The sequence below is a fragment of the Verrucomicrobiota bacterium genome (assembly GCA_027622555.1).
Taxonomy (GTDB): Bacteria; Verrucomicrobiota; Verrucomicrobiia; order Opitutales; family UBA2995; genus UBA2995.
Genome location: JAQBYJ010000086.1, coordinates 1 through 23801 on the forward strand (window position 1 = coordinate 1; position 23801 = coordinate 23801).

The following is a 23801-nucleotide window of genomic DNA, read 5'->3' on the forward strand; positions in this document are numbered from 1 at the left end:
GTCTTTTACCACCCCACAGTTTTGAACCCCAAAAACACCACCTGCCGCGACAGCGGCTTCGTTCAACAAGCTGCTGCTCCAAAACCAAAATGCCAACCAAGAGAGTGAAGAGTCCGTAGAAAGTAAAAAACATCATAGACCAGCGATTCAACAGAACCTTCGCCCACGGATATTTGGCATCGAGTGCCATAAATCCGCCTATAACCTCAGCAAGTGCGACCAAAAAACTGATCGAAATTCCAATTGCCAAAAAAGCAACACAACTCCAATCGCAACCGAGAAGACTGTCGAATCCTTTCACGGCTTCCATCGTTCAATGGTTAGCTACCAATATCACTACCGAACCGAACTCGACCCTTTTTGCGTTAGTTGAATACTGTCTCCAAACGCTTTATTTTTCCCAGCCTGCTTTCGGCGGATATATCCCTTGTTTTCCAGGTCTTTAAGTTCATCCTTTAATTCCTTGAGGGGCTTTAGTGTTTTAGCTTGGAGCTCTATCTCATTTGTCAGTCCAGATCGATAAATTTGCTCAATCAATTCCTGTACTTTGCTATTTTCGTTTATCATAGGGTCTATCCTCGTTCTTAAATCTCAATAATCAAGAGAACTGAACTCCTAAAAGAATATTTGATGACTCTCCAGACAAAAGAAACGAGGCTGTTAAAATACAGAGAAAACATTCCTGAGAACCCTTTACATATCTTAATATCATGATATGTTGATATGTTATTTGTTTTAGAATACCATGTCCCAGCCGCTACCAGCTACTAAGCCAGAATCTCAAAAAAGTCGACAATTACGGGAATTGTTGGCAAAACGAATTGTGTTCCTGGATGGCGCGATGGGGACCATGATCCAGCGACACAAGCTGGATGAAGAAGCATTTCGCGGCGAAAGGTTCAAAGATCATCCTTTGGATCTTAAAGGCAATAATGACCTTTTAAGTCTGACTCAGCCTGAAATCATCACGGATATTCATCGTCAATACCTTGAGGCTGGTTCGGACATTATTGAGACGAATACCTTTAGTTCTACGACGATTGCCCAGGCAGATTATGGCCTGGAAAGTATTGTCTATGAATTAAACAAAGTTTCAGCCGAGCTCGCCAAAAAGGCAGCCAACGAGGTGATGGCCAAAAATCCGGGACGAAGCTGCTTTGTGGCAGGAGGCTTGGGTCCGACCAATAAGACTGCATCCATGTCCCCCGATGTGAACGATCCTGGTTATCGAGCGGTGTCGTTTGAAGAACTGGTGGAGGCCTACTACGAAGCTGCCAAAGGTTTGGTCGATGGTGGTGCGGATATTTTATTACCGGAAACAACGTTTGATACCTTGAACATCAAGGCCGCACTTTTTGCAATTGACCGATTGCAACAAGAACTACCCGAACGAATCCCGGTGATGATCAGTTTTACGGTCACCGATGCTTCGGGACGAACTTTGTCGGGACAGACGGTGGAAGCTTTCTGGAATTCCGTGCGCCACGCAAAACCGATTAGCGTGGGAATTAATTGTGCGTTGGGTGCCAAAGAAATGCGCCCTTACATGGAGGACCTTTCCCGCATCGCCGAGTGCTACACGAGTTGTTACCCAAACGCAGGATTACCCAATCCATTGAGCGAAACCGGCTACGATGAAACACCCGCCATCACGTCTGGTTCTTTGGAGGATTTCGCAACTGCTGGATTCATGAACATTGTAGGCGGATGTTGTGGCACGACACCCGGACACATCGCTGCGATTGTTAAGCGCGTATCCAAGTTTTCGCCACGCACACCAGCGACACCGGCTCCGGCACTTCGATTAAGCGGATTGGAAGCTCAAACGATTGAAGGCAAGGACGCTCCATTCATTATGGTGGGCGAACGGACGAATGTCATGGGCTCTCCGATGTTCAGGAAGTTGATCAAAAACGGCGACTTTGAAAAAGCATTGGATATCGCACGCCAACAAGTGGAAAATGGTGCGAACATGATCGACATAAATTTTGATGAAGGCCTACTCGACAGTGAGGCCTGCATGGAGCGATTCCTGAATCTGATTGCGGCCGAACCGGATATTGTTCGCGTGCCCATCATGATTGATAGTTCAAAGTGGTCAGTCATCGAAACAGGTCTGCGTTGCGTCCAGGGAAAAGGAGTCGTCAATTCGATCAGCCTTAAAGAAGGCGAAGAAAAATTCCTGGAATACGCTGCTTCGATACAACGATATGGAGCAGCGGCTATCGTAATGGCGTTTGATGAAGAAGGACAGGCCGCCACGAAGAAGGACAAGGTACGCATCTGCAAACGGGCGTATGATTTACTGGTCGGACGCTTGGACTTCGATCCACAAGATATCATTTTTGACCCAAACGTTTTGACGGTGGCCACGGGTATCGAGGAACACAATTCCTACGGTATCGACTTCATTGAAGCTACCCGTGAAATCAAGGAGGTTTGCCCGGGAGCACGAATCAGCGGTGGTATCAGCAATGTTTCATTTTCGTTCCGCGGAAACAACGTAGTGCGAGAGGCCATGCATGCGGTGTTCCTTTACCATGGAATTAAAGCTGGCCTGGATATGGGCATTGTTAACGCCGGCATGCTGGCTGTTTATGAAGATATTGATAAGGAGCTCCTGGAGCACGTTGAGGACGTTATCCTAAACCGACGGAATGACGCGACGGAACGCCTGGTCGATTACGCTGAGAAAGTTAAAGATCAGGGAACAGAAAAGACCGTCGAAGTTCTCGAGTGGCGAGGCGGCACTGTTCAAGAGCGACTTTCCCATGCTTTGGTAAAAGGAATCACAGAATTTATTATTGAGGACACGGAAGAGGCTCGACTCATGTATGACCGCCCTCTTCATGTCATTGAGGGTCCACTGATGGATGGGATGAAGGTCGTCGGCGATTTGTTTGGATCCGGTAAAATGTTTTTACCCCAGGTAGTAAAAAGTGCGCGGGTTATGAAGGCTGCCGTGGCGCACCTCCTTCCATTCATGGAGGCTGAAAAAGACTCGGGTGTCGAAGCGCAGGCACAGGGGAAAATGGTTCTCGCCACAGTCAAAGGAGATGTTCACGACATTGGGAAAAATATCGTTTCCGTAGTCCTTGCATGTAACAATTACGAGGTCATTGACCTCGGAGTGATGGTCTCTTGCGATGCCATTTTAAAAAAGGCAGCTGAGGTCGGAGCGAACTTGATTGGTATGAGCGGCCTCATCACCCCTTCACTGGATGAAATGATTCACAACGCTTCGGAGATGGAGCGTTTGGGCTTAAATGTTCCCCTCCTCATTGGCGGAGCCACTACCAGCAAAGCACATACTGCTATTAAGATTGCTCCGAACTATTCAGGAGCGGTGCATCACGTTCTGGACGCTTCTCTTGTTGTGGAAGCCTGCACCGAATTACTCAATCCGGAGCGAAGCGATGCCTACGTACAAGCCCTTAAAACAGAACAGGCGATTATTCGGAAAAATTTCCTAAATCGGGCTTCCACCGCCGAGTACCTGAGCCTTGGTGAGGCAAGAAATAAAGCTATCAAAACGGATTGGGACACCGTTGATATTCCTAAACCTTCTGTTCTCGGAATCCAAATACAGGAACGGGTTAATCTTGAAGACATCGTCCCCTTTATCGATTGGTCACCGCTTTTCTGGTCGTGGGAACTCAAGGGTGTTTATCCGAAGATTCTGAGCCATAAAAAGTACGGTGAAGAAGCAAGCACTTTGTTCGAGGACGCCCAAAAGCTTCTTGAGGAAATCATCCAGGAAGAAGCTTTTCATTGTAGAACGGTTTACGGTCTCTTCCCGGCAAACGCAATCGGAGACGATGTGGAAATCTACACCGACGACTCAAGAACTGACGTGTTGAAGACACTCCACTTTATCAGACAACAAAAGAAAAAAGAAAACGGAGATACCTACTTTTGCTTGTCAGATTTCATAGCACCAAAATCAAGCGGCAAAGCAGATTACATCGGTGGATTTGCAGCGACGGCTGGGTTCGAGGTGGAGACATTTTCCAAACGATTTGAGGAAACGGGAGACGACTACTCAGCCATTATGGTTAAAGCTTTGGGCGACCGTTTCGCTGAAGCGTTAACTGAAAAACTCCATAAGGAAGTGCGCGACCAATGGGGATTTGGCGCACAAGAACAATTGAGTAACGAAGAACTTATTAAAGAAAAGTATCGCGGTATTCGCCCTGCCGCTGGCTACCCATCCGCCCCGGATCACACGGAGAAGAATACGCTCTGGCAGTTGCTCGATGCCGAAAAAAATACGGGCATCCAACTGACAGAAAACTTTGCAATGAATCCACCTTCGTCGGTATCGGGTTTATTCTTTGCACACCCGGATGCAAAGTACTTTAACGTCGGTCTGATTACAAAAGATCAAGTTGAAGATTACTCACTCCGGAAAAACCAACCTGTTGAGAAGACTGAAAAATGGTTGTCCCCCAATCTGGGGTACTAAAAGCAAGCATTCCTACTTGGCCTTATTGAACAGGTACTGCCCTAGTTCGATAGATTCTTGGGGTGAAAGATTGCTGGGTACCTCAATATAATGAGCCCGCGCATCGAAGTGGATGGATTCATATTCCTGATCTGCTTGCTGACCAAGAGCCGTATAAACTTTGGAAAATACTGATCAATCTTTAGGATAGACTACACTCCTGTTATATGCCACAGTGTATGAATGATAAAAATAGACGGTCGTAAACTGGATCATGGAACCCTGGAAAATTACCGCAAACTGGCGATAAAAAGAGTCATGGAGGGCGGCGAAAAGCCGTCCGCGGTCGCTGCCTCGCTCGGCTTGTGCCGGACTTCGGTTTATCCTTGGATAAGGGCGTATAATAAAAAGGGCGCGCAAGGCATCGCCTCCAGAAAAGCCTGCGGGCCGAAGCCGAAACTTACCGAAGCCCACTGTGAGCGGGTAAAGAAGTGGATCATAGGAAAAGATCCACGCCAGTTCGGTTTGGAATTCGGATTGTGGACCCGCCAAATAGTAGCTCAGCTCATTTTGGAAAAGATGGGGATCCGGGTGGGCCTGACGGCGGTCGGACGGATGTTGGCGCGCTTGGAAATCACGCCTCAGAAGCCGCTGCGCCGCGCTTACGAACGCAGTCCCGAAGCTGTTTCAGCGTGGCTGGACAAAGATTACCCGAAGTTGAAGCGCCGCGCCCGGCGCAACGGCGCTGAGATTTTCTTCCTCGACGAGGCTGGATTCAGCTCTGAACCGGCTCTCGGACGAACTTACGGTTTAAAAGGAAAGACCCCGGAAGTCAGAACAACCGGACAGCGGCAAAAGGTGAATGCGATCAGCGCGCTGAGTGCGCGCGGAGCCTTTTGGAGCAATGTCTACACCGGGAATTTTAATGCGGCGCGATTTATCGCATTCCTCAAGGATTTTCGGCGCGGCCGGACCCGGAAGAAAATTTATATGGTGGTGGATGGACATCCCAGCCACCATGCAAAAGTTGTTCGGAAATATATACGGGAGTGCAAGGGAAAGCTGGAGTTGCACTTCCTGCCTCCCTACGCGCCCGATTTGAATCCCGACGAGTTTGTCTGGCAGCATGCGAAAAGAAATGGATTGGCGAAGAAACCGCTGAAGAAGAACGAATCCTTGCGGGAACGAGTCGAGCAGGACCTTCGCAATATCAAGAAAAACAAATCGCTGGTCAGGTCGTTTTTTTACGCCCCAAGTGTAGCCTATGCTAAGGACTAGTCAGTAGGTGTGGTCAGGTTCCGAGATTTGCCGTCCGCTTATGAACCATAGTTACCACCGAATAATCGCAATTTGCTTCACTCTAATTGCCGGCGCACTGGGGGCAAGTGCCCAAGGAGTTAGCTTTGTCGATCAGGATAATGTATCCGGAACGGAGGACGGAGTATCCTGGGTAACGGCTTTTACGACTATCCAGACCGCAGTAGTGGCCACCTCGCCCGGTGATGAAGTCTGGGTAGCCGAGGGCACCTACACGGGGACAGTCACAATGGTAAGCGGCATTTCCCTCTACGGCGGATTTGCCGGCACGGAAACCGAACGCTCGGCGCGCGATGTCGCCGCTCACGTAACGGTGATCGATGCTGCCGGTGGCAACGAAGCGGTTCTGCTTTATAATGTGTCAGCAGCGCGTGTCGATGGATTCACCATTACGGGAGGGGTCTCCCAGAATGTCAGAGGCTCGTTGCTCGACGACACGGTGATCCTGGCGAACTGCATCGTCACCGGTTCCGCCAACTACGGATTGAGCTGTTTTGGGGAAACGACGATGCGGGTCGAGAACTGCGCGTTCAGCGATCTCATCGTCGGTATCAATCTCAACTCTTCGTCTCCCACTTTCGAAAACTGCACGTCCTCCGAGAACGACTATGGCGTGTATTCCGTTCAATCAGCGCTGGTGAATGCGTCGCCGGTTTTCATCGATTGCCGCTTCACCCACAACACCGAGATTGGGTTCTACTGTCAGAATCCGAGCTCCCCCCAGCTCACCGGGTGCGTGATCTCCCACAATGGTACGGACGGGGTTAACTGCAATTTCGAGGCGTCGCCGGTTTTCACGGATTGTGAGATCAGTAACAATGGGCTCGCCGGCATTCAAAGCCGTGGCGGGAGCACGCCGGACTTTACCGATTGCGTCGTAGTGGGAAACCGGACATTCGGGCTCTTCTGCTATCAGGCATCGCCGACCTTCACCGGGTGTATCCTGGCGAACAGTCTCCAGACCTGCGTGCAGATCAATCAAGACTCCTCACCGCGCTTCATCGATTGTTCGATTTCCGGAAGTGGCAGCATCGGTGCGATCTGCGAATCCTCCTCGCCCGAATTTACCAACTGCGTATTCAGCGGCAACCTCCTCGACGGGATCTATGCCCGGGTCTCGTCCGTATTGACCGTGACAAACTCCACGATCACCGGCAACGGACGCCACGGGATCTGGTGCAGCGACTCCGCTTCATCGGTGATCAGCAATACTATCCTGGCGCACAACGGCGGATACGGCGTGCGCAAACAGCTGGGAGCGGGAAATCCTTCCGTGACCTCCTGCCTATTCGCAGACAATGCCCTCGCTGACTACTTCGACGACGTGGCCGGAGCACAGACCGGGGCGGACGCGATCAATCTGAATGTGCCGAATGCCAGTGACAACGTGGACGGCGACCCGCTGTTTGCCGTCGGGCCGGCAGGAACCTGGACGGAAGCGGCGGCATTCGATCCGGCGACAAACAGCACCACTCTTACGGATGGGCTGGGCGCGTTCGCAGTAGATGCGTTCTCGGGTCGGATGATTAATGCGAACACGACCCAGATTCGGCAGACCTATGTGCTCGGTAACACGGCGACCACGATCGAAGTTGTCGGTGACGCGACCGGCATCGCCGCCAACGGCGCCGTCTACCAATTGCTCGACTACCACCTGCAGAACGGCTCGGCGGCGCTGGACCGCGGTGACGTCGCCGTTGCCCCCGCCGCCGACTTCGAGGGCGATCCGCGTCCGGGCTCCGACGATTTGGTCGACATCGGGGCCGATGAGTCGCCCGCCGAGTTCACGCCAGGCCAGGGGCCGGATGACACGGACCCGCCGTTTTCCGAGCTGGCCTCGCTGGAGGTAGTGTCGCCAGCTGTCTTCGAACTAAACTACACCAGTGGAGATTCCGACAGTGGTGTAGACCACGTGGAGCTTTGGTATCGCCACAATGGCGGGGCATGGACGCAGTATCCAGGTGCTTTCACAACCAGTCCGATTCTCTTCGATTCGGCACTGGCCGCTGGAGAAGGGGACTACGAGTTCTACACGATCGCGGTGGACGTCGCAGGCAATCGCGAGGCGGCGCCGGCGGAGCCGGACTCGGTTAGCACTGTGCTGAGAAGCTTCAACGGCGCTCGGGTCTATGTGGACTCAGGAGCAACGGGAGAGGAAACGGGAATGAGCTGGCAAAATGCTTTCGCGGATATCGCGACGGCCGTGTTGGTGGCGGAGGTCTACGCGGTTCCGGAAGTGTGGGTGGCCGAGGGCGACTACGCAGGGGCCGTGTCGCTGCCGGACGGGGTGTCTGTTTACGGCGGCTTTGCGGGGACGGAGACGGACGTGTCGGAGCGTGACGCGGAGGCGCATGCGTCGAGGGTGATCGGCACGTTGTTTGTTCCCGGCTTTGGTGTGACTCTCGATGGGATCGCTGTTGTCGGAGGCACGTCGGTTTCGGGCGCGGGGATTTTCGAGGACTGCCGATTCGAGACGGTCAGGTTGGACTCGGGCTCTGGAGCGTCGGCGTTCACGCGCTGCCTCTTCGAGGAACGATACAAGATCGGAGTCAGTTTGGGCTCCGGAGTCAGTTTGGACTCGGGCTCTGGGGCGTCGACGTTCACGGAGTGCCGCTTCGTGGGCAACGGCAGGTATGGCGTCCAAATGAAAAGCGCGTCGGCGTCATTCTTCACGTGTCGATTCCTCGCCAATGGAACCGCTGGCATCGGGCTCAGGGGTGGCGCCTCGGTCTCTCTTACCGGCTGCGTGATCGCGGGCAACGGTTCGGGCGATAGCTTCGATAGATCGGGCGTCCACGCCGATGGGACGGACAACGTTCTGGAGATGTCCGGCTGCATCGTGTCCGGCAACCTCGGGCCGGGCCTCTACATCGAGGAGCCGAGGCTTCGCGCGACGCTGGCGAGCTGCATGGTGAGCGGCAACGACGACGACGGCGTGCGGTTTGCCCGAGCAGGACCGGGCCAGGGAGGAGGCATGGTTCTGCTCGGCTGCACGGTGAGCAACAACCGCGGAGAGGGAATGAGCGGCGTGGACGACCGCGACGTCCTGGCCAACACGGTTTTCAGCGGGAACCGCTTCGTCGGCGTTTCGGCGTCCCCTCTGTCCGTTCCTGTTCTGACGAGCTGCCTGTTCTTCGGCAACGACGCCGAGCTCGGCCGTGGCGACGTCTCTTTCAATGGAACGTTCTACAGCGGGGCGAACGCGATCAATCTGAACGTTCCCGGCGCCAGCGGGAACGTGGACGGCGACCCTCTGTTCGCGGGCGGACCGACGGGCACGTGGACCGCGCGAGCGGTTTACGACCCGGTCTCGCGGAGCACGGTCCTGACCGACGCCGCTTCCTCCTATGTCCCGGGCGAGTTGGCGGGGCGGCTGCTGACGGTCTCCTCGTCCCGCGACCCCTGGCTGCAGGCCTACGTGCTGGGCAACACGGCGACCGAGATCGAGGTGGCCGGGGACTTGGACGGATTCCCGCCCCCCGCCGGCGACGCCTACCGCTTCGAGGACTACCATCTGACGGACGGCTCTGCGGCCCTGGACCGCGGGGACGTCGCGCTGGCGCCGCCGACCGACTTCGAGGGCGACCCGCGCCCCGGCACCGACGGGCTGGTCGACATCGGCGCCGACGAGCTGCTGCACGATACGGTGGCGACACCGGTGGGTAACCTCGTGACCACGTCACTCTTGGACGGGCAGGTGGGATTGACCTTCGACCAGGTCGACACCGGGGGTGAAACGAGTGTGACCGCTGTACCTGCAGAGGCGGATCTTCCGGCAAATTTTCAACTGCTGGGCAGGAGGTATGATATATCGACCACCGTCTTATTCAGTGGCTTCGTGGAGGTTTGCATCAGCTATGATGACACAGGGCTGGATCCCCTGGAGGAGGAAGCGCTGACCCTGTTGCACTACGATGTCGATCATTGGGAGGACGTGAGTACCTCGCTGGATACCGTCAACAATGTGATCTGCGGCGTGGTGACCCACTTCTCCGAGTTCGTCGTTGCGTTTCCGCTGGTCGAAAACTATGACGTGGATGGAGACGGATTCGGTATCCAGGTCGACTGCGATGACAATGATCCGCACATGTATCCTGGAGCGCCGGACATCTGCGATGGACTCGATAACGACTGTGACGGACTCGTGGATGAGGATGTTCTGGTTTTTGGAGAAATTCAACCGCCTATTAACCAAACGGTTCTATGGGGAGGTGTTTTAAATCTTTCCGCAAGCCTTGATATCACAGAAGGAACCACCTACCAATGGCAGCGAATTCTTTCTGGCGAAGCTCAATACTCCGATATTCAGGGTGAAACCGGAACCACGTTCTCTAGCTCTCAACTAACAACATCGGATGAGGGCATGTATCGAGTTGTCGCAACCAACGGGGGCAATGCGATTCAAAGCAATGCGGCCTCGGTTTCCGTAATCACTTCAGCATTTCAATCCTGGATTGAAGTCCATTTTCAAGACCCATTTGGGATCGGTTCATCCGAGAGTGACGATCCAGATATGGATACTCTTTCAAACGCGATTGAGCATACCTTTGGCCTCAACCCAAACAAAGCTGAATCAAACCCATTTGTTCTACAATCTATCGAAATAATAAACAACGAACAGTATGCAGTTTTTACCTATCTACCCGTTGCTGCGGGAGTGGATTTCATGTTGTCTTTCCAAGGTAATGCCGGCCTGGATCCGAACGCTTGGAGCACACTGCAGAATGGCGTAAACGGAGTCATCATAGAATCTACGGCTGAAGGCAACGTGATCAAGATAAGCGCCTCAGGCCCAAGGTTCACTCGCGTGAAGATTACAACTAACTAAGAGGGAATGGGACTTATTAACACCTTCTTTGGAGTAGAAGGCTCTATACATACAGAATTCAAACGTTTAGATTCGTATTCGACAATAGACGCAAGCCAAAGTCAGGTGGAACAAAAAGGGCAGGCCCGAGACGGTCGATGTCGGATTGCGTAACTTGGGAAAGAGTGAAAGCGTTCTATGATTCGTAATTGCGCATGATCACTCTTAATCGTATCTTCGGTCTAGTCTTTGCTTTGGTGACCATCGCGGTCGACCAGAGTTACGCCAAGGAAGAGGAATCGTTACTAAAATTGTCCTTCAGACATGTTGTTGATGGGAGACCGTTGAGCCTTGATTCACTTCGGTATAATAACGCGAAAGAAGAAGCGTACTCCATAACACGCCTGAGTTATTTGCTCAGCGGCTTTGCTCTGGAAACTTCAGAAGGAGAAATGGTCGATCTCCCCACTAAATACGCCTGGATAGATACCGGGCAAAGACGAACGTCGTACATCCTAAGCGATATTCCTGCCGGGAAGTACCGTAGTATTCGTTTCTTTGTAGGTCTGGATAGTGAGACAAATAATGGTGAAACGACTTCGTATCCAGCCGACCACGCTCTCAATCCAAACTTGAATGGACTTCATTGGAGCTGGCAGGGAGGCTACATTTTTATGGCGCTGGAAGGAAAGTTTCGAGCGGCTAATCAAGAGCTCTCGGGATTCTCCTATCACCTGGCACGCGATCCCAATCGGACTACTATAACAATCGCGGCCGATCTCGATCTGACTCAAGCTCTCACCCTGGAAATTGATTTGGATATAGCCACCCTACTCAACGCTCCTCAGCCCCTATCCTTTGCTTTGGATGGAAATTCAACCCATTCACGAGAAGGCGATCCAATCACCAAAGCTCTTGTCAAGAATCTGCCAGGAGCATTTCGGTTGCGCAGATTGACATCTGACACACCTGAAATAATGCGGGCCAGTTCAGTCAAGCCTCTGTATTTGCCAGATGTATACACAGCCTACCCGTTAAAACTCAGTCGTTCATTTCCGATTCCGAATTTGCCATTGGATAATCCGTTACTGCAGGAGCGGGTCGAGCTAGGAGAAAAACTCTTTAACGAAAAGGCTCTCTCCAGGGACAACAGCCTTTCCTGTTCTTCCTGTCACATGGAGTCCAATGCGCTGACTGATACGCATCGATTTAGCCTTGGGATTGACGGTCAATTAGGAACCCGAAACGCCATGCCCCTTTTCAACCTGGCCTGGAAATCGAGTTTCTTTTGGGATGGCCGCGCACCGACGCTTCGGCATCAAGCGCTGATGCCAATAGAAGACCCAACCGAAATGGATGAGCAATTGGAAAACGTCGTGGAAAAACTTTCTAACATGGAAGGCTATCCAGAGGCTTTCGCCAAGGCGTTTGATAGTCCGGAGATCACTGCCGAACGAATAGGACTGGCTATTGAAAACTTTCTCCTCACTCAAATTTCCTACCGTTCGAAGTTTGATATGGTGCTGAGTGGAAAGGATCATTTTTCAAAGTCCGAGCAACGAGGCTTCGAACTTTTCATGACTGAATTCGAACCACGTTCACAACGTTTCGGTGCCGACTGTTTCCACTGCCACGGAGGAACGCTTTTTAGCGATCATCAGTTTCACAACAATGGTCTTTCCGGAATGGATGCAGTGGATACAGGGCGTTTCGTAGTTACCGGAGAAGAAAGTGATCGTGGTAAGTTTTCTACTCCCAGCCTACGCAATGTAGCGGTTACAGCTCCTTATATGCACAACGGTCGTTTTCAAACGCTCGATGAGGTAGTCGCTCATTACAATTCAGGAATCATCCGAAGTCCAACTCTCGATGCAAATCTGGCGAAACATCCTCCTGCAGGCATGGAACTGTCGAAAGCAGACCTAAGTTCGCTGGTCGCCTTCCTCAAAACGCTTACTGATGAAGCATACACAACCCCGGAAAATGCAGAGGCGCATTCCAACTAGAGCATTTAAATTTATTCTGTCGCTTAAAATAGTAGGGAGGCTTGGCCCTAAACCGCCGATTCCACGACGGCTCGCTCGGCGATCGACCCCTACCTAAATCCGAATAGTTGCGGCATTTATAGTTAAACTGCTTTTGTGGTTTAATTTGGAATTATTGTGGCCGCCTACCCACCCGTATCTATTTTTATCCGGCAATATAACTGATCTCCAACCGGCATTTTCAGAACGGTACTCTCAGAAGTTAAATCTATAATGGTCCCGTCGATTCCATCCACTAACTCAGTCCAGGAATTGCTATCGCCCAAATCGTTGGTGGCCTCGAAATTAAAGTTGAGGTTCGGATAATCGATCAAGGCAGGGAAACTAAAAACGACGTAATCAATAGCACCTATCGTTTCATACGAAACAACGGGAGATTGAATGGAATCGGGACTCTCGGGATCGAGATCGAAAAGGAATTCAAACGCATTTGAAAAAGAATCTTTATCGGGATTTTCAAGCGGCTGAGACTCCTCAGAAGTCGCAGTCCCAAATTCGCGAATTTGCCAGGTTCCAAAATTTGCTGCTTTCACAGTAAGAAAAACAAACGGAGTGGTAATCGTTTGCCCGTTCTTTGAAACTCGAACTTGGTAAGCACCCTGACTGTCTGCCATAACGTTCGGAACTGAATAGACCGAACTCGTAGCCCCTTGAATATCTGCAAAATCATTGAGACTCGTCCCAACATTCCGCTGCCATTGAAAGGTAGTGCCTTCCGCGTTTGCAACTTCGACACTCAACTCCGCTGTTGTGCCCACAGCAACAACTATACTTTCAGGATCCTTGGTTACATCGGGACCTTCGAGGGTGATACTAAAGCTAAAGTTGATGAAAATAGGATCACCAGCGTAAGTTGAATTTTCCTCCCAGGATAACACCGAAATCTTCATCGGATACTGCCCCACTTGGCTTGGAAACCCAGAAAATGCAACTACTCCATTCGTTACGACTCCCCCACTTCCGATATTGGAGGTCACCCCTGGCGGGAGATCCCCTTCCAACAGTACAGAAACGATGTATGCGTCTTCCGCTTGAATGGCTATACTCATCGATTCATTTACAAACCCAACTACCGCCCCTGGACTTGGTTTAACCGAAAGATCGCCTGTAGCACCCGTAACCGTTTGATAAAGACTACTCGTAACGGTGGCACCTATTATCCATTTAAAAATATGGACCATGCGTGGACCTACCGAAAATTGAAGATCCGCAACCATCCTGGGGACAGGTGAACGTTGAAGCAAAAGCATCATCGCAATACCCGGCCAGGAAAACCGTGTCCATAGTCGGCTGATCGCTTCAAATAGTTTATATCGCATATGGGTAACTGTAGAAACAAGAGGTGTAAATGAAGCCCAAACAAAAGGAGGCCAAGACTATTTTCTCACTAGCGATACAACCGATATCCTCCGAAATGCAATCTCTAAGAAATTAGGCCGACAAGGAAATCTTTGCTAATTACTTATAATCCTAAGCCGATTAAACCCACGGACTGAAGCGGGTACTTTTACGATATAACCTTCTGAAGTATTCTCGATGACGACTCCGTCCACGCCGTTTACCAGCGTTGACCAACCTTCGGTCGGGCTCGGTTTCACGTTCCCTTCCAGGGAGACCATAGAATCGACACCATCAGGAATCGGAGGAAAGGAATAAACCGCATGAACAACACCATCTATTTCTTCCTGAGTTGTTTGGACCAGAGCTTCTTTCTGCATGGCATTTGGATCGAGTCCAAACGTGAATTCCACGGCATTGATCAGCATATCCTCATCAGGATCCTGATCCAAGGCGGTATCATCGCCAAAGGGATCCTCAAAGTGGGTATCCAGCCAGGCCTGCAAGGGAGTGGTGTTCACCGTTAACAATGCTGGCGTACTCACTTCTACTACGGAGCCTTTTGTGGCAACTACCTGGTAGTTACCTGAGTCCTTCAAAAGCACATTGCTCAGGCTTAGCGTGGCACTCGTTTGACTGGGGAGGTCATCATACAACTCCGTGTTTTCCATGTTCTGTTTTTGCCACTGGTAGCTAACTCCCTCCGGATCTTTCATGAGCACGGTAAATTCAGCGGATCCATTCCAATCGACGCTTTGCTCCTCTGGTTGTTGCGATATGAGTGAATTTACCGTCACCGAAGCCAGATCGCTCACTTCGATAATAGTACCTCTAGTTACAACTACACGGTAATTGCCTGAATCCGAAATAGTTACATTGGCCAGGCTAAGGACAGAACCTGTTTGACCAGTTAGGTCATCAAACAACTCTGCATTTTCCGCGTTTTGTTTCTGCCATTGGAAACTGACACCCTGCGTATCGTTAACGCCCACTGTCAATTCAGTCGATCCGCCCAAATCAAGGACCTGGGCTGATGGCTGTTGATTGATCAATGCCTCTACGGTGATCGTAAAATTAAAATCGGGAGCTTGGTCTCCTCTCATATTTGGGTTTTGCCAAGCCTGAATCGTTACTGGAAATGATCCCGCTTCTGTTGGAGTTCCGCTAATAGTCGCAATCCCAAAATTCACGTTAAAAGTAGCTGAAACTCCTTCTGGTAACGCAGAAGGACCAGGAACAACCCATGTCTTAGGCTTAAGCCCACCTTCAACTTCAATAACCAACAACAGTTGCTCTCCAAGAAAAACGGTTGTGTCGTCTTGTTGTGCACGAAATCGCAAATCTCCGGTAGCTCCCGTCACTGTATTATAAGCACCCACAGTTACGGCCCCCACCACGACTGTCCAAATGTGTTGTACCCTAGGAGTAAGAGAAACGTGAATATCTGCCAGATACCGCACGACCGGTGAACGTTGGAGCAATAGCGTTAAGAAAATAATGGGCCAAGAGAGTTTGTGAAGAAAGATTTTTAGTTTCATAGAAGTGGAGTTAACTAAAGGTATACGTGTCTTAGAATGAATCGGTTGCACTTTTATTCCGCTTTTTAAGGACAAGCATTTCAGTCTTTATCAAAAAATAAGGGTAAAAAATCCAGGACTCAAACTCTCCTAATGAGGTTTGTTTATTGGAAAATACTTATTAAGGGAGGTGGCTCTAAGACATTGACACACCATTCGGAGGAGTAGATCTTTCCGCATTTTCTAACACTGAATAAGACAACGATTATGACAACCATTACAGATATTCGGGCACGCGAAATCATGGATTCCCGCGGAAATCCAACCGTCGAAGTTGACGTTGAACTTGAGAGCGGCGTCATCGGACGCGCGGCAGTTCCGTCCGGCGCAAGCACTGGAGTAAACGAAGCTTTAGAGTTACGTGACGGCGGAGTTCCTGCAAAACAGCTTCCCAAAGGAATAAACGGTAAAACACGTTATCTTGGTAAAGGCGTACTCAGAGCGGTTGAAAATGTGAACTCCACCATCGCCTCCGAATTGATCGGTCTTGACGCAGTTGACCAGGTCGGAGTTGACCACACCATGCTGGCCCTCGATGGAACGTCTACCAAGAAGAAGCTCGGCGCCAACGCAATCCTCGGTGTATCCATGGCAACGGCCAAAGCAGCTGCGCTGGCTCTAGACCTTCCTCTTTACCGCTACCTCGGAGGAACGAACGCCAAAGTTTTACCGGTACCCATGATGAACATCATGAATGGCGGAGCTCACTCAGATGCTCCGATTGATATTCAAGAATTCATGATCATGCCTAGAGGAGCCGAGTCATTTAGTGAAGCCCTTCGTATGGGAGCAGAAATTTTCCACGCTCTTAAAGGAGTACTGAAAGGCAAGGGCCTTTCAACAGCCGTAGGTGACGAAGGAGGATTCGCTCCAAACATCGAGTCCAATGAAGCCGCACTTGAGGTGATAGCAGCCGCAGTTAAAAAAGCGGGATACAAACTCGGAAAAGATATTTTCCTGGCGTTGGACGTAGCGGCCTCAGAATTCTACGACAGCAAGACCAAACGCTATGTCTTCTCCAAGTCCGATGGATCCAAGAAGAACTACAAGGAGATGGTTGCCTTCCTGAAAGACATGCAATCCCGCTACCCTATCCTCTCGATTGAAGATGGTTGTGACGAAGATGACTGGGCTGGCTGGAAGCACCTTACCGAAGAAATGGGACACAACACCCAGCTCGTCGGCGACGACCTTTTTGTTACTAACACCTCCTTCCTTAAAAAAGGAATCGATATGGGGGTAGCAAATTCCATCCTCGTTAAGGTCAACCAAATCGGAACACTCACCGAAACCTTTGATGCGATTGAAATGGCTAACGAAAATAAATACACGGCAGTCATTTCCCACCGTTCAGGTGAAACCGAAGATGCCACGATCGCTGACATCGCGGTTGCTTCAAACGCAGGACAGATCAAAACCGGTTCACTCTCACGCAGCGACCGCATTGCAAAATACAACCAACTTCTTCGAATCGAAGAAGAGTTGGGACGCAGTGCGATCTATGGTGGCCTGATCGGCAAAATCTAATAAGCACAATCCACCCTTTATCCTTGAAAAGGCGGTCGACACTCGGCCGCCTTTTCTGTTATTCACAGTGGAAAATTAAATATACCTATGTCTGGACAACTCTATCTTTGGATTAAAACACTTCATCTCGTTATGGTAATGGCCTGGATGGTCAGCCTTTTCTACCTACCGCGCATTCTGGTGCATGTGGTGGAGGGCAAAGCTGAAGGACAATCTGTCGACCGCCTGTTTATCATGGCACGCAAGCTTTTTAAGTTTGGTAACATAATGATGATTATCGCCTTCGCCACCGGATTGTGGATTGCAATAGCCATGCATTTCTTCTCCGGTCAGGGCTGGCTCCACGCAAAACTTCTCTTGGTTGTTCTGTTTATCGGCTACAATCACATGACCTTTGGCCTGGTCAAGAAAGCTGAGAAAGGGACTCTTAGCTGGTCGTCATCGGCACTTCGCTGGTTCAACGAGGTACCTCTGGTTGGATTAATCATTGTCGTCTTCCTGGCAATCGCGAAACCGTTTTAAAATGGAGATAGGGTCTACCAACGATAAACCGCATTGAGCGAAACTTGTCTGGGACTCCCTGGAACAGAGGGAATCTCCTCAAAGTCATTGTCCCAAAGATTAATCACAGCCAAACTTAGCTCCAGCCCCTCAACGCTTTCCGGAAAGTAAAAGATACCAAGCGATGAGGTGACGGTCTCCGAGGGTGTGCCGGCGGTTCGCAGGAGGTTCTCCTGCTGAATCCGGAATACATTGTCAGATCGTAGTTCCACACCTGCACCCAGTTCATAAATGAATGCAAGGGTGGCTCGATGACGAGCGAAATTCAACGCGTAGAAACTCGCGTCCACATTCGCGAGTCCATAGTTTTCGTCTTTTGAAAGCCCTGTATAACTGAAGACCACACGACCCTTATCGAAGTCATAAGAAGAAACCAACTCGATGCCGGTCGTATCAATATCGACATGATTTGCGGTCCGACCAAACACATCGAAAGCAAAAGTCCAATCGACCAAATCACGATCTTCTCTTAAAAAAACCGCGGCTTGAAACTGGAAGTTCCCCGACTGGGAAAGAAACCCGAGCTCGTAATTCGTTGCAAACTCACGCCCAAGATTTGGATTACCACGAAACAGGCCTCCTCCAGGATTGGAGGCGATGGCCGTATAGCCAGGTACTTGAGTGCTCTTCGAGATATCAAAATAAACTTTTGAGGATTCCAATCCAGGGATACCACTTAACTCAATCCGTGCCATCGGGGAAATTTCACTGGAACCACGGTTATTGTCATCGAAGGTGAATCCACCAGACAGATTCCATCGTTTTCCTTCGTTGTCGTCCCAGCCGGTTTCCAGAAATACACTGGTCTTCAAATAGCTTCTTGAATCGAAGCTACTAAAAGTAAGTGAGGTGGAATCTATGTCGTCCTTAAGCCATTCGATCTTGGCCAGCAGGTTCCAATTTTCAAAGGTAAATCCTCCTTCAAGAGCCAGGTCGAAAACCTTCGTCGTATGTTCAAAAGGGTTGAAGACCCCTGGTCTCGTTCGATCGAATTCATAGTCATCCTCATTACGCCGATAGTAGGCACTGGCCTGCCAAAAAAAGTCTCCTTGATCGACACGATGGTTTACAAAGAAGAGGCTTGTTTGGATGTCTTCGGTTTCAGGTACTCCAAAAGGAGTATACAAATTGGGCCATCCGAAAAACTTGTCCTGGTAGCCGAAAAACACATCGGTTCGCGAACTTCCAGATCTCCGTTGAAAACGAAGACTAACCCGGTCAAACTCATGGTCGCCATTGGCGATTGCTCCATCCGATTGGGAATGAGCGATCTCAGCATCAATGCCCCACGTTTCTCCATTCTCACCTTTACCTGAATGCGCCCCATAAGCAGTGCTGTACCAGAAATCATCTTCTCCCAACCCAAATGAAACTTCCTGATCAGGCTGAACGTCTCGCCATTGGTAATTAACACTTCCTACGCTGGAATTGAAACCTGAGAATGCATTGGCACTTCCCGTCAAGATGTGGGCTTCGGACAACATGCTTGGAGACACGGGTATTTCAGAAACGTAATGACCCGTCTGGGGATCGAATAAAGTAGCACTGCCTAACATGAATCCTGTGTTTTCAAAAATACCCCCACGAATAGTAACGTCTCCCTGACTTTCGCCCGAGTTACGTGACTGAAGATCAACAAGCGGTTCGTATTTCAACGCCGACACTGGCATCGAGAAAGTAGTCAGGGATTCCTCCAAAGCTATTCGCTGACCAATGCTCTCAACTGGATCTAGCTCATACAGTGGATAATTCTCCGCTTCCTGAGCGTTCAGAAAGCTAGTGAATTGAACTGCGGCAATGGAAAGAAGTATCAATAAAAATCGGTTCATTAAGGCACTGAGATGAAGGGAGTAAAATTTCGAAATGCAATCCTATTGTTAATCCTTCGAATCATTCTCCTTAACAACTAAAGTGGCGAAGAAACGCCTGCACTAAAAGAAAGATATCCGTCTTTGACACAGGTTAATGTAGCAAACAAGTTGAGCGGATGAAACGGGTAGACGTTTTATGTATTGGACTCGCATGTTGGGATTTAAATTTTCAGGTTGATCGTACACCAGGATCCAACGAGAAAGTGGTAGCAACCGATCTTATCAGCGAAGGAGGAGGACCCGCTGCCAACGCGGCTTATTGCATAAGTCGACTAGGCGGGGAGGCTGCATTTCTAGGACGATTGGGCCAAGATAGCTTTGGTGATGCTCACTTAAAAGAGCTCGAGGATGTTGGGGTAAACACAGAGGGTATTATTCGAGGCAGTGCGCCGACACCGATAGCATGTGTTTTGGTAAATGGGTGGGGTGAACGTTCCATTGTAAATTTCAGCGAACCGCAAATCCCCTTGGAATTTGATTTCAACTATTCGCTTCCTTCTTGTCTTTTATTGGATGGTCATGAATGGGCCGCATCTCAAAAAGCCTTGGAACATTTTGTCGATATCCCTTCAGTTCTGGATGCAGGCTCAATGAGAGAGTCCACCGTTTCACTCGCAAAGCAAATCACTTACCTCATAGCATCGCGCGCCTTTGCCACCGACTTCGCCCAATCGGAAGATCCTAAAGATTGGTTATCATCTCTTAGGGATCAGGCACCCTTCGTTGCGATCACTGAAGGATCCCTGGGAGTCCATTGGAAAGATAGCAGTAACGAATGCGGAACTCTGGCAGCAAAAGAAGTTTCCGTTATAGATACTACAGGAGCAGGTGATATTTTTCATGGTGCCTTTGCTTTAGCTATTTCAAAAGGAATGGGATTTACCAAAGCGTTAGCCTGGGCTAACGAAGTGGCTGCGATTTCGACTACAAAAAAAGGGGGTCGCGCTTCCAGCCCGTTCTGTGCAAACGTCCCTCGCTTGGAACAAAACGCTCAATAAAAAACTGAATCGAAACAACATGATCGGCGAAGTATTTGGAAGAAACACACATAACAACGACACTCCGATAGTTTGCTTACACGGATTTGTTGGATGCGGTTGTGATTTTTCTATCGTGGCGGATGCCTTGAATATGGACTCGCCGCTGCTCGCCCCCAATTTTCCGGACTACACGGCTCCTCCAACCAAATCTGAGGAACCATGGGAAAGAACTTTAGATTGTCTTCATTCCTTCATTCAAGAGCATGCGGGAGATCGTAGATGTGTACTTCTCGGTTACTCCATGGGGGGCAGAATCGCACTCCAGTACGCCATAAAAAACCAAGCCCAATTGAAGGGACTTGTTTTGATTGGAGCCACACCTGGAATTGAAGATGCAGAAAAACGCTCAACGCGATTAGTTGAAGATGGTGCAAGAGCGACCAAGCTCATGAATCAATCGATCGATGGCTTTTTAACAGAGTGGCTAGGACAAACACTGCTCAAGAGTCAGGAATCCATACCTGAACCTTATCGGACAAACATGCTCGAAGCTCGGCATAAGATGAGCCCTCAAAGCTTAGCACATTATTTAGAAATATTGGGAACAGGAACGATGCCTTCAGCCTGGAAACGATTAGTTGAGATTAAACTTCCTACTTTGTTGATCACAGGTGCGGACGATTTAAAGTTTACGGAAATTGCGGGGAAAATGCAGAAGTTCATTTCCGATTGCGAACACCACATCATCAAACAAGCTGGACACGCAGCTTGCTTTGAACAACCGGCTGAGTTTTCGATATGCCTCAAACGCTTTATTCAAACAATTGAGAACTGATGGTTTGGCGTTTAAGCATTTTGTCATTCGGCATTTTCTGTGCAGCCACTTCCGTGGTAATGACCAAGGCGAGTACACTGCAACCGGAACATCTATCTGCGAGTCGGCTCCTAGTCGCTGTTTTCATTCTCTTGCCGCTCTTCTTAAGAGATAAAAAACGATTCCCTGATTATTCCTTAGCCACTGCCTTTAAAATATCCGGGGTGCCCGCCTTGCTTTTAGCTATCCATTTTATTACCTGGACGATTGGTGCTAGATGGACCACAGCAGCTAACTCAACTCTGATCGTAAACCTCATGCCAATAGCAATGCCGTTGGTCGGTTTTTTTATTCTCAAAGAAACAATGAATGGCAAAGAATGGATTGGAACCTCATTAGTATTTCTTGGAGTAGTGGTGATGGGAGTTTCTGACTTCAGAGTGAGTGTAGCACACTTTTGGGGTGATCTCGTTTGCGTGTTATCGATGCTACTTCTAGCCTGGTATCTAATCCTGGCTCGGAAAAACAAATGGGTGCCTTCCATTTGGCTCTATTTGGTTCCATTGTATTTTTCAGCAAGTGTTCTTTGTTTCGCCATGGGGTTAGCACGGGTGGGGTTACCTCATTCAGATTCGAATCACGAATGGATGTACATTTTGTTACTCGGTCTGGTCCCAACTGTTTTGGGTCATTCTCTGCTAAACTTGGCGATGCGATGGTTCAGAAGCCAATTGGTAGCCCTCCTTAATCAGATGGCATTCGTTTATGCAGGCATATTGGGATTCTTTTTTTTCAACGAAATACCAAACACACCCTTTTACTTCGCAAGCACCTGCATGCTAGCGGGGGTACTATGGACTATCCTGGCTCCTTCACCGACCAAGCACGAACAGAGTCATCCAATTGAATGAGATTTACCAGGAATATTAAACACATCATCTGGGATTGGAATGGAACTCTCGTTGATGACACTCGCTATTGTGTCGATCTTATCAATGGAATCCTCACTCGAAGATCGCTTCCGGAAATCGATGAAAAGAGGTACAAAGGCACGTTTGATTTTCCCATCATCGACTATTACAAACGCGTTGGACTTGATTTGGAAAAGGAAAGTTTCGAAACCATAAGTAACGAATTCATTCGTGAATATATCCATTCAAAACATAAATTAGTTTTACACGATGGCGCACTTGAAGCACTCAATTTCTTTGGTGCACGCAAACTTCCACAATGCATGCTTTCAGCAAGTCAACACGAAGCGTTGACCCAAACATTACAAGAACACGGATTAGAAAATTACTTTAAGACAGTCCTCGGGTTGAAAGATCATTTTGCATTTGGGAAAATTCATTTGGGGAAGGTGTGGCTTGAAAACAACAACATAGAAAAGAACCACGTGTTGTTTATTGGCGATACCCTACATGATTTGGAAGTAGCGAATGAAATGGGAGTACATTGTATTCTAGTGGCATCGGGTCATCAATCGAAAGAACGATTAACCAATAACCATCCACACGTCATAGACACACTGAAGCAACTCATTGAAATATTTGATACCTAAATATAGTTCCTCTTAAAGCGGGAGCACTATCAGGTTATCAGCTAAACTCTTACGCGTACCCGCATCCTTGGTACTCCTCATTCTAATCTGGATCTACATTTATTTAGATTAAATAATTTTGGCTAATTTTTGCGCCCGATGAATTTGCATTTATTGCCAATATCTTTCTCTTGCAATCCAAAATAACTTCCGTTAAGAAACTCTCCCCAAGCTTTTAAATTAATCTCACTCTGTCTTTTATTTTAAGACTCCGCTATCAACTTCATGATTTTTAACCAAAGAATTTTTAGTAAAAAACATCGCACTTTAAGCGATCCATTTTTGCTAAATTTTATCCAGATATTAAAGTCTGAAAATAATGATTGGTCTCTTTTGAATAAGACTTTTGAACGCACAGATTTAAATTTGCTAAACAACGAAATAGGAAAGACCAATTCTCCGACACACCCAACTTCAATTTCCATAGATAAGTACGACCAAGCAGATGCCATGAAGACTGTTTTGGTTTCATTAAGAATCCCAACAAAAATTCATGGCCAAGCCTTCGTCCCATCCGTGGGATTAACCTAGGTATTCACAAATCGAAGAATTATCCTTAATCGAATAATACTATGCCTCCCAAAAAACAAGCATCCAAGAAACCTGCGGCAAAAAAGGCCGCTCCTAAAAAGGCTGCTGCGCCTAAAAAGGCCGCACCTAAGAAAAAAGCCGCTGCTCCTAAAAAGGCTGCTGCTCCTAAAAAAGCTGCTGCGCCTAAAAAGGCCGCTGCGCCTAAAAAGGCTGCACCTAAGAAAAAAGCCGCTGCTCCTAAAAAGGCTGCTGCTCCTAAAAAGGCTGCTGCTCCTAAAAAAGCTGCTGCTCCTAAAAAGGCTGCTGCTCCTAAAAAGGCTGCTGCTCCTAAAAAGGCTGCTGCGCCTAAAAAGGCCGCTGCTCCTAAAAAGGCCGCTGCTCCTAAAAAG

General features: G+C 49.2%; 16 protein-coding genes. 10 read left to right on the top strand and 6 right to left on the bottom strand.

The window, feature by feature from the left end; translation table 11 throughout:
- A partial coding sequence (locus O3C43_18560) for a hypothetical protein (GenBank protein MDA1068493.1) occupies positions 1–310 on the bottom strand: 310 nt, incomplete at its 3' end.
- 26 nt (positions 311–336) lie between these two features.
- Positions 337–567 carry a hypothetical protein gene (locus O3C43_18565; GenBank protein ID MDA1068494.1) on the bottom strand — a complete coding sequence of 77 codons (231 nt, stop codon included), beginning with the start codon at positions 565–567 and terminating at the stop codon, positions 337–339.
- 178 nt (positions 568–745) lie between these two features.
- Between O3C43_18565 and metH the strand changes: the two genes are divergently transcribed.
- The 4 genes from metH (at position 746) to O3C43_18585 (ending at position 12574) form a co-directional block, all read left to right on the top strand.
- Positions 746–4465 carry a methionine synthase gene (gene metH / locus O3C43_18570; GenBank protein ID MDA1068495.1) on the top strand — a complete coding sequence of 1240 codons (3720 nt, stop codon included), beginning with the start codon at positions 746–748 and terminating at the stop codon, positions 4463–4465.
- Positions 4466–4687: 222 nt separating this feature from the next.
- On the top strand, positions 4688–5722 hold the full coding sequence (locus O3C43_18575) for an IS630 family transposase (protein ID MDA1068496.1): 1035 nt from the start codon (positions 4688–4690) through the stop codon (positions 5720–5722).
- 40 nt (positions 5723–5762) lie between these two features.
- A complete protein-coding gene (locus O3C43_18580) occupies positions 5763–10589 on the top strand; it encodes a right-handed parallel beta-helix repeat-containing protein (protein MDA1068497.1) in 4827 nt (1608 codons plus the stop codon).
- A gap of 194 nt (positions 10590–10783) precedes the next feature.
- Positions 10784–12574 carry a cytochrome C peroxidase gene (locus O3C43_18585; GenBank protein MDA1068498.1) on the top strand — a complete coding sequence of 597 codons (1791 nt, stop codon included), beginning with the start codon at positions 10784–10786 and terminating at the stop codon, positions 12572–12574.
- Positions 12575–12738: 164 nt separating this feature from the next.
- Here the strand turns inward: O3C43_18585 and O3C43_18590 are convergent, their stop codons facing one another.
- Both O3C43_18590 and O3C43_18595 read right to left on the bottom strand, forming a co-directional pair.
- Entirely contained in the window at positions 12739–13932 is a 1194-nt protein-coding gene (locus O3C43_18590; GenBank protein MDA1068499.1) for a hypothetical protein, read from the bottom strand.
- Between the two features lie 135 nt (positions 13933–14067).
- Positions 14068–15489, bottom strand: a complete 1422-nt coding sequence (locus O3C43_18595; GenBank protein ID MDA1068500.1) for an immunoglobulin domain-containing protein — start codon at positions 15487–15489, stop codon at positions 14068–14070.
- Between the two features lie 246 nt (positions 15490–15735).
- Here O3C43_18595 and eno point away from each other — a divergent pair, with 246 nt between their 5' ends.
- Positions 15736–17055, top strand: a complete 1320-nt coding sequence (gene eno, locus O3C43_18600; GenBank protein MDA1068501.1) for a phosphopyruvate hydratase — start codon at positions 15736–15738, stop codon at positions 17053–17055.
- 87 nt (positions 17056–17142) lie between these two features.
- The gene (locus tag O3C43_18605) at positions 17143–17577 is read left to right on the top strand and encodes a CopD family protein (GenBank protein ID MDA1068502.1); all 435 of its coding nucleotides are present in this window, start codon (positions 17143–17145) and stop codon (positions 17575–17577) included.
- 14 nt (positions 17578–17591) lie between these two features.
- Here the strand turns inward: O3C43_18605 and O3C43_18610 are convergent, their stop codons facing one another.
- Complete coding sequence (locus O3C43_18610) at positions 17592–19445, bottom strand: TonB-dependent receptor (protein MDA1068503.1); 1854 nt, start codon at positions 19443–19445, stop codon at positions 17592–17594.
- A gap of 158 nt (positions 19446–19603) precedes the next feature.
- Between O3C43_18610 and O3C43_18615 the strand changes: the two genes are divergently transcribed.
- The 4 genes from O3C43_18615 to O3C43_18630 are packed head-to-tail and all read left to right on the top strand — an operon-like array spanning position 19604 to position 22842.
- Positions 19604–20485, top strand: coding sequence for a PfkB family carbohydrate kinase (locus tag O3C43_18615; GenBank protein ID MDA1068504.1), 882 nt, complete (start codon positions 19604–19606; stop codon positions 20483–20485).
- Positions 20448–21302, top strand: coding sequence for an alpha/beta fold hydrolase (locus O3C43_18620; protein ID MDA1068505.1), 855 nt, complete (start codon positions 20448–20450; stop codon positions 21300–21302). The genes O3C43_18615 and O3C43_18620 overlap by 38 nt, the downstream gene beginning before the upstream one ends.
- Entirely contained in the window at positions 21302–22192 is an 891-nt protein-coding gene (locus O3C43_18625; GenBank protein ID MDA1068506.1) for a DMT family transporter, read from the top strand. The genes O3C43_18620 and O3C43_18625 overlap by 1 nt, the downstream gene beginning before the upstream one ends.
- Positions 22189–22842, top strand: a complete 654-nt coding sequence (locus O3C43_18630; protein ID MDA1068507.1) for an HAD family hydrolase — start codon at positions 22189–22191, stop codon at positions 22840–22842. The genes O3C43_18625 and O3C43_18630 overlap by 4 nt, the downstream gene beginning before the upstream one ends.
- 595 nt (positions 22843–23437) lie before the next feature.
- On the opposite strand, the gene O3C43_18635 is transcribed toward O3C43_18630, so the two are convergent.
- A partial coding sequence (locus O3C43_18635; GenBank protein MDA1068508.1) for a hypothetical protein occupies positions 23438–23801 on the bottom strand: 364 nt, incomplete at its 5' end.

What these genes read in the sequence shown, in the direction of transcription:
- O3C43_18565 (MDA1068494.1), bottom strand. Translation starts at nt 567, where the DNA reads ATGATAAACGAAAATAGCAAAGTACAGGAATTGATTGAGCAAATTTAT.
- metH (MDA1068495.1), top strand. Translation starts at nt 746, where the DNA reads ATGTCCCAGCCGCTACCAGCTACTAAGCCAGAATCTCAAAAAAGTCGA.
- O3C43_18575 (MDA1068496.1), top strand. Translation starts at nt 4,688, where the DNA reads ATGATAAAAATAGACGGTCGTAAACTGGATCATGGAACCCTGGAAAAT.
- O3C43_18580 (MDA1068497.1), top strand. Translation starts at nt 5,763, where the DNA reads ATGAACCATAGTTACCACCGAATAATCGCAATTTGCTTCACTCTAATT.
- O3C43_18585 (MDA1068498.1), top strand. Translation starts at nt 10,784, where the DNA reads ATGATCACTCTTAATCGTATCTTCGGTCTAGTCTTTGCTTTGGTGACC.
- O3C43_18590 (MDA1068499.1), bottom strand. Translation starts at nt 13,932, where the DNA reads ATGCGATATAAACTATTTGAAGCGATCAGCCGACTATGGACACGGTTT.
- O3C43_18595 (MDA1068500.1), bottom strand. Translation starts at nt 15,489, where the DNA reads ATGAAACTAAAAATCTTTCTTCACAAACTCTCTTGGCCCATTATTTTC.
- eno (MDA1068501.1), top strand. Translation starts at nt 15,736, where the DNA reads ATGACAACCATTACAGATATTCGGGCACGCGAAATCATGGATTCCCGC.
- O3C43_18605 (MDA1068502.1), top strand. Translation starts at nt 17,143, where the DNA reads ATGTCTGGACAACTCTATCTTTGGATTAAAACACTTCATCTCGTTATG.
- O3C43_18610 (MDA1068503.1), bottom strand. Translation starts at nt 19,445, where the DNA reads ATGAACCGATTTTTATTGATACTTCTTTCCATTGCCGCAGTTCAATTC.
- O3C43_18615 (MDA1068504.1), top strand. Translation starts at nt 19,604, where the DNA reads ATGAAACGGGTAGACGTTTTATGTATTGGACTCGCATGTTGGGATTTA.
- O3C43_18625 (MDA1068506.1), top strand. Translation starts at nt 21,302, where the DNA reads ATGGTTTGGCGTTTAAGCATTTTGTCATTCGGCATTTTCTGTGCAGCC.
- O3C43_18630 (MDA1068507.1), top strand. Translation starts at nt 22,189, where the DNA reads ATGAGATTTACCAGGAATATTAAACACATCATCTGGGATTGGAATGGA.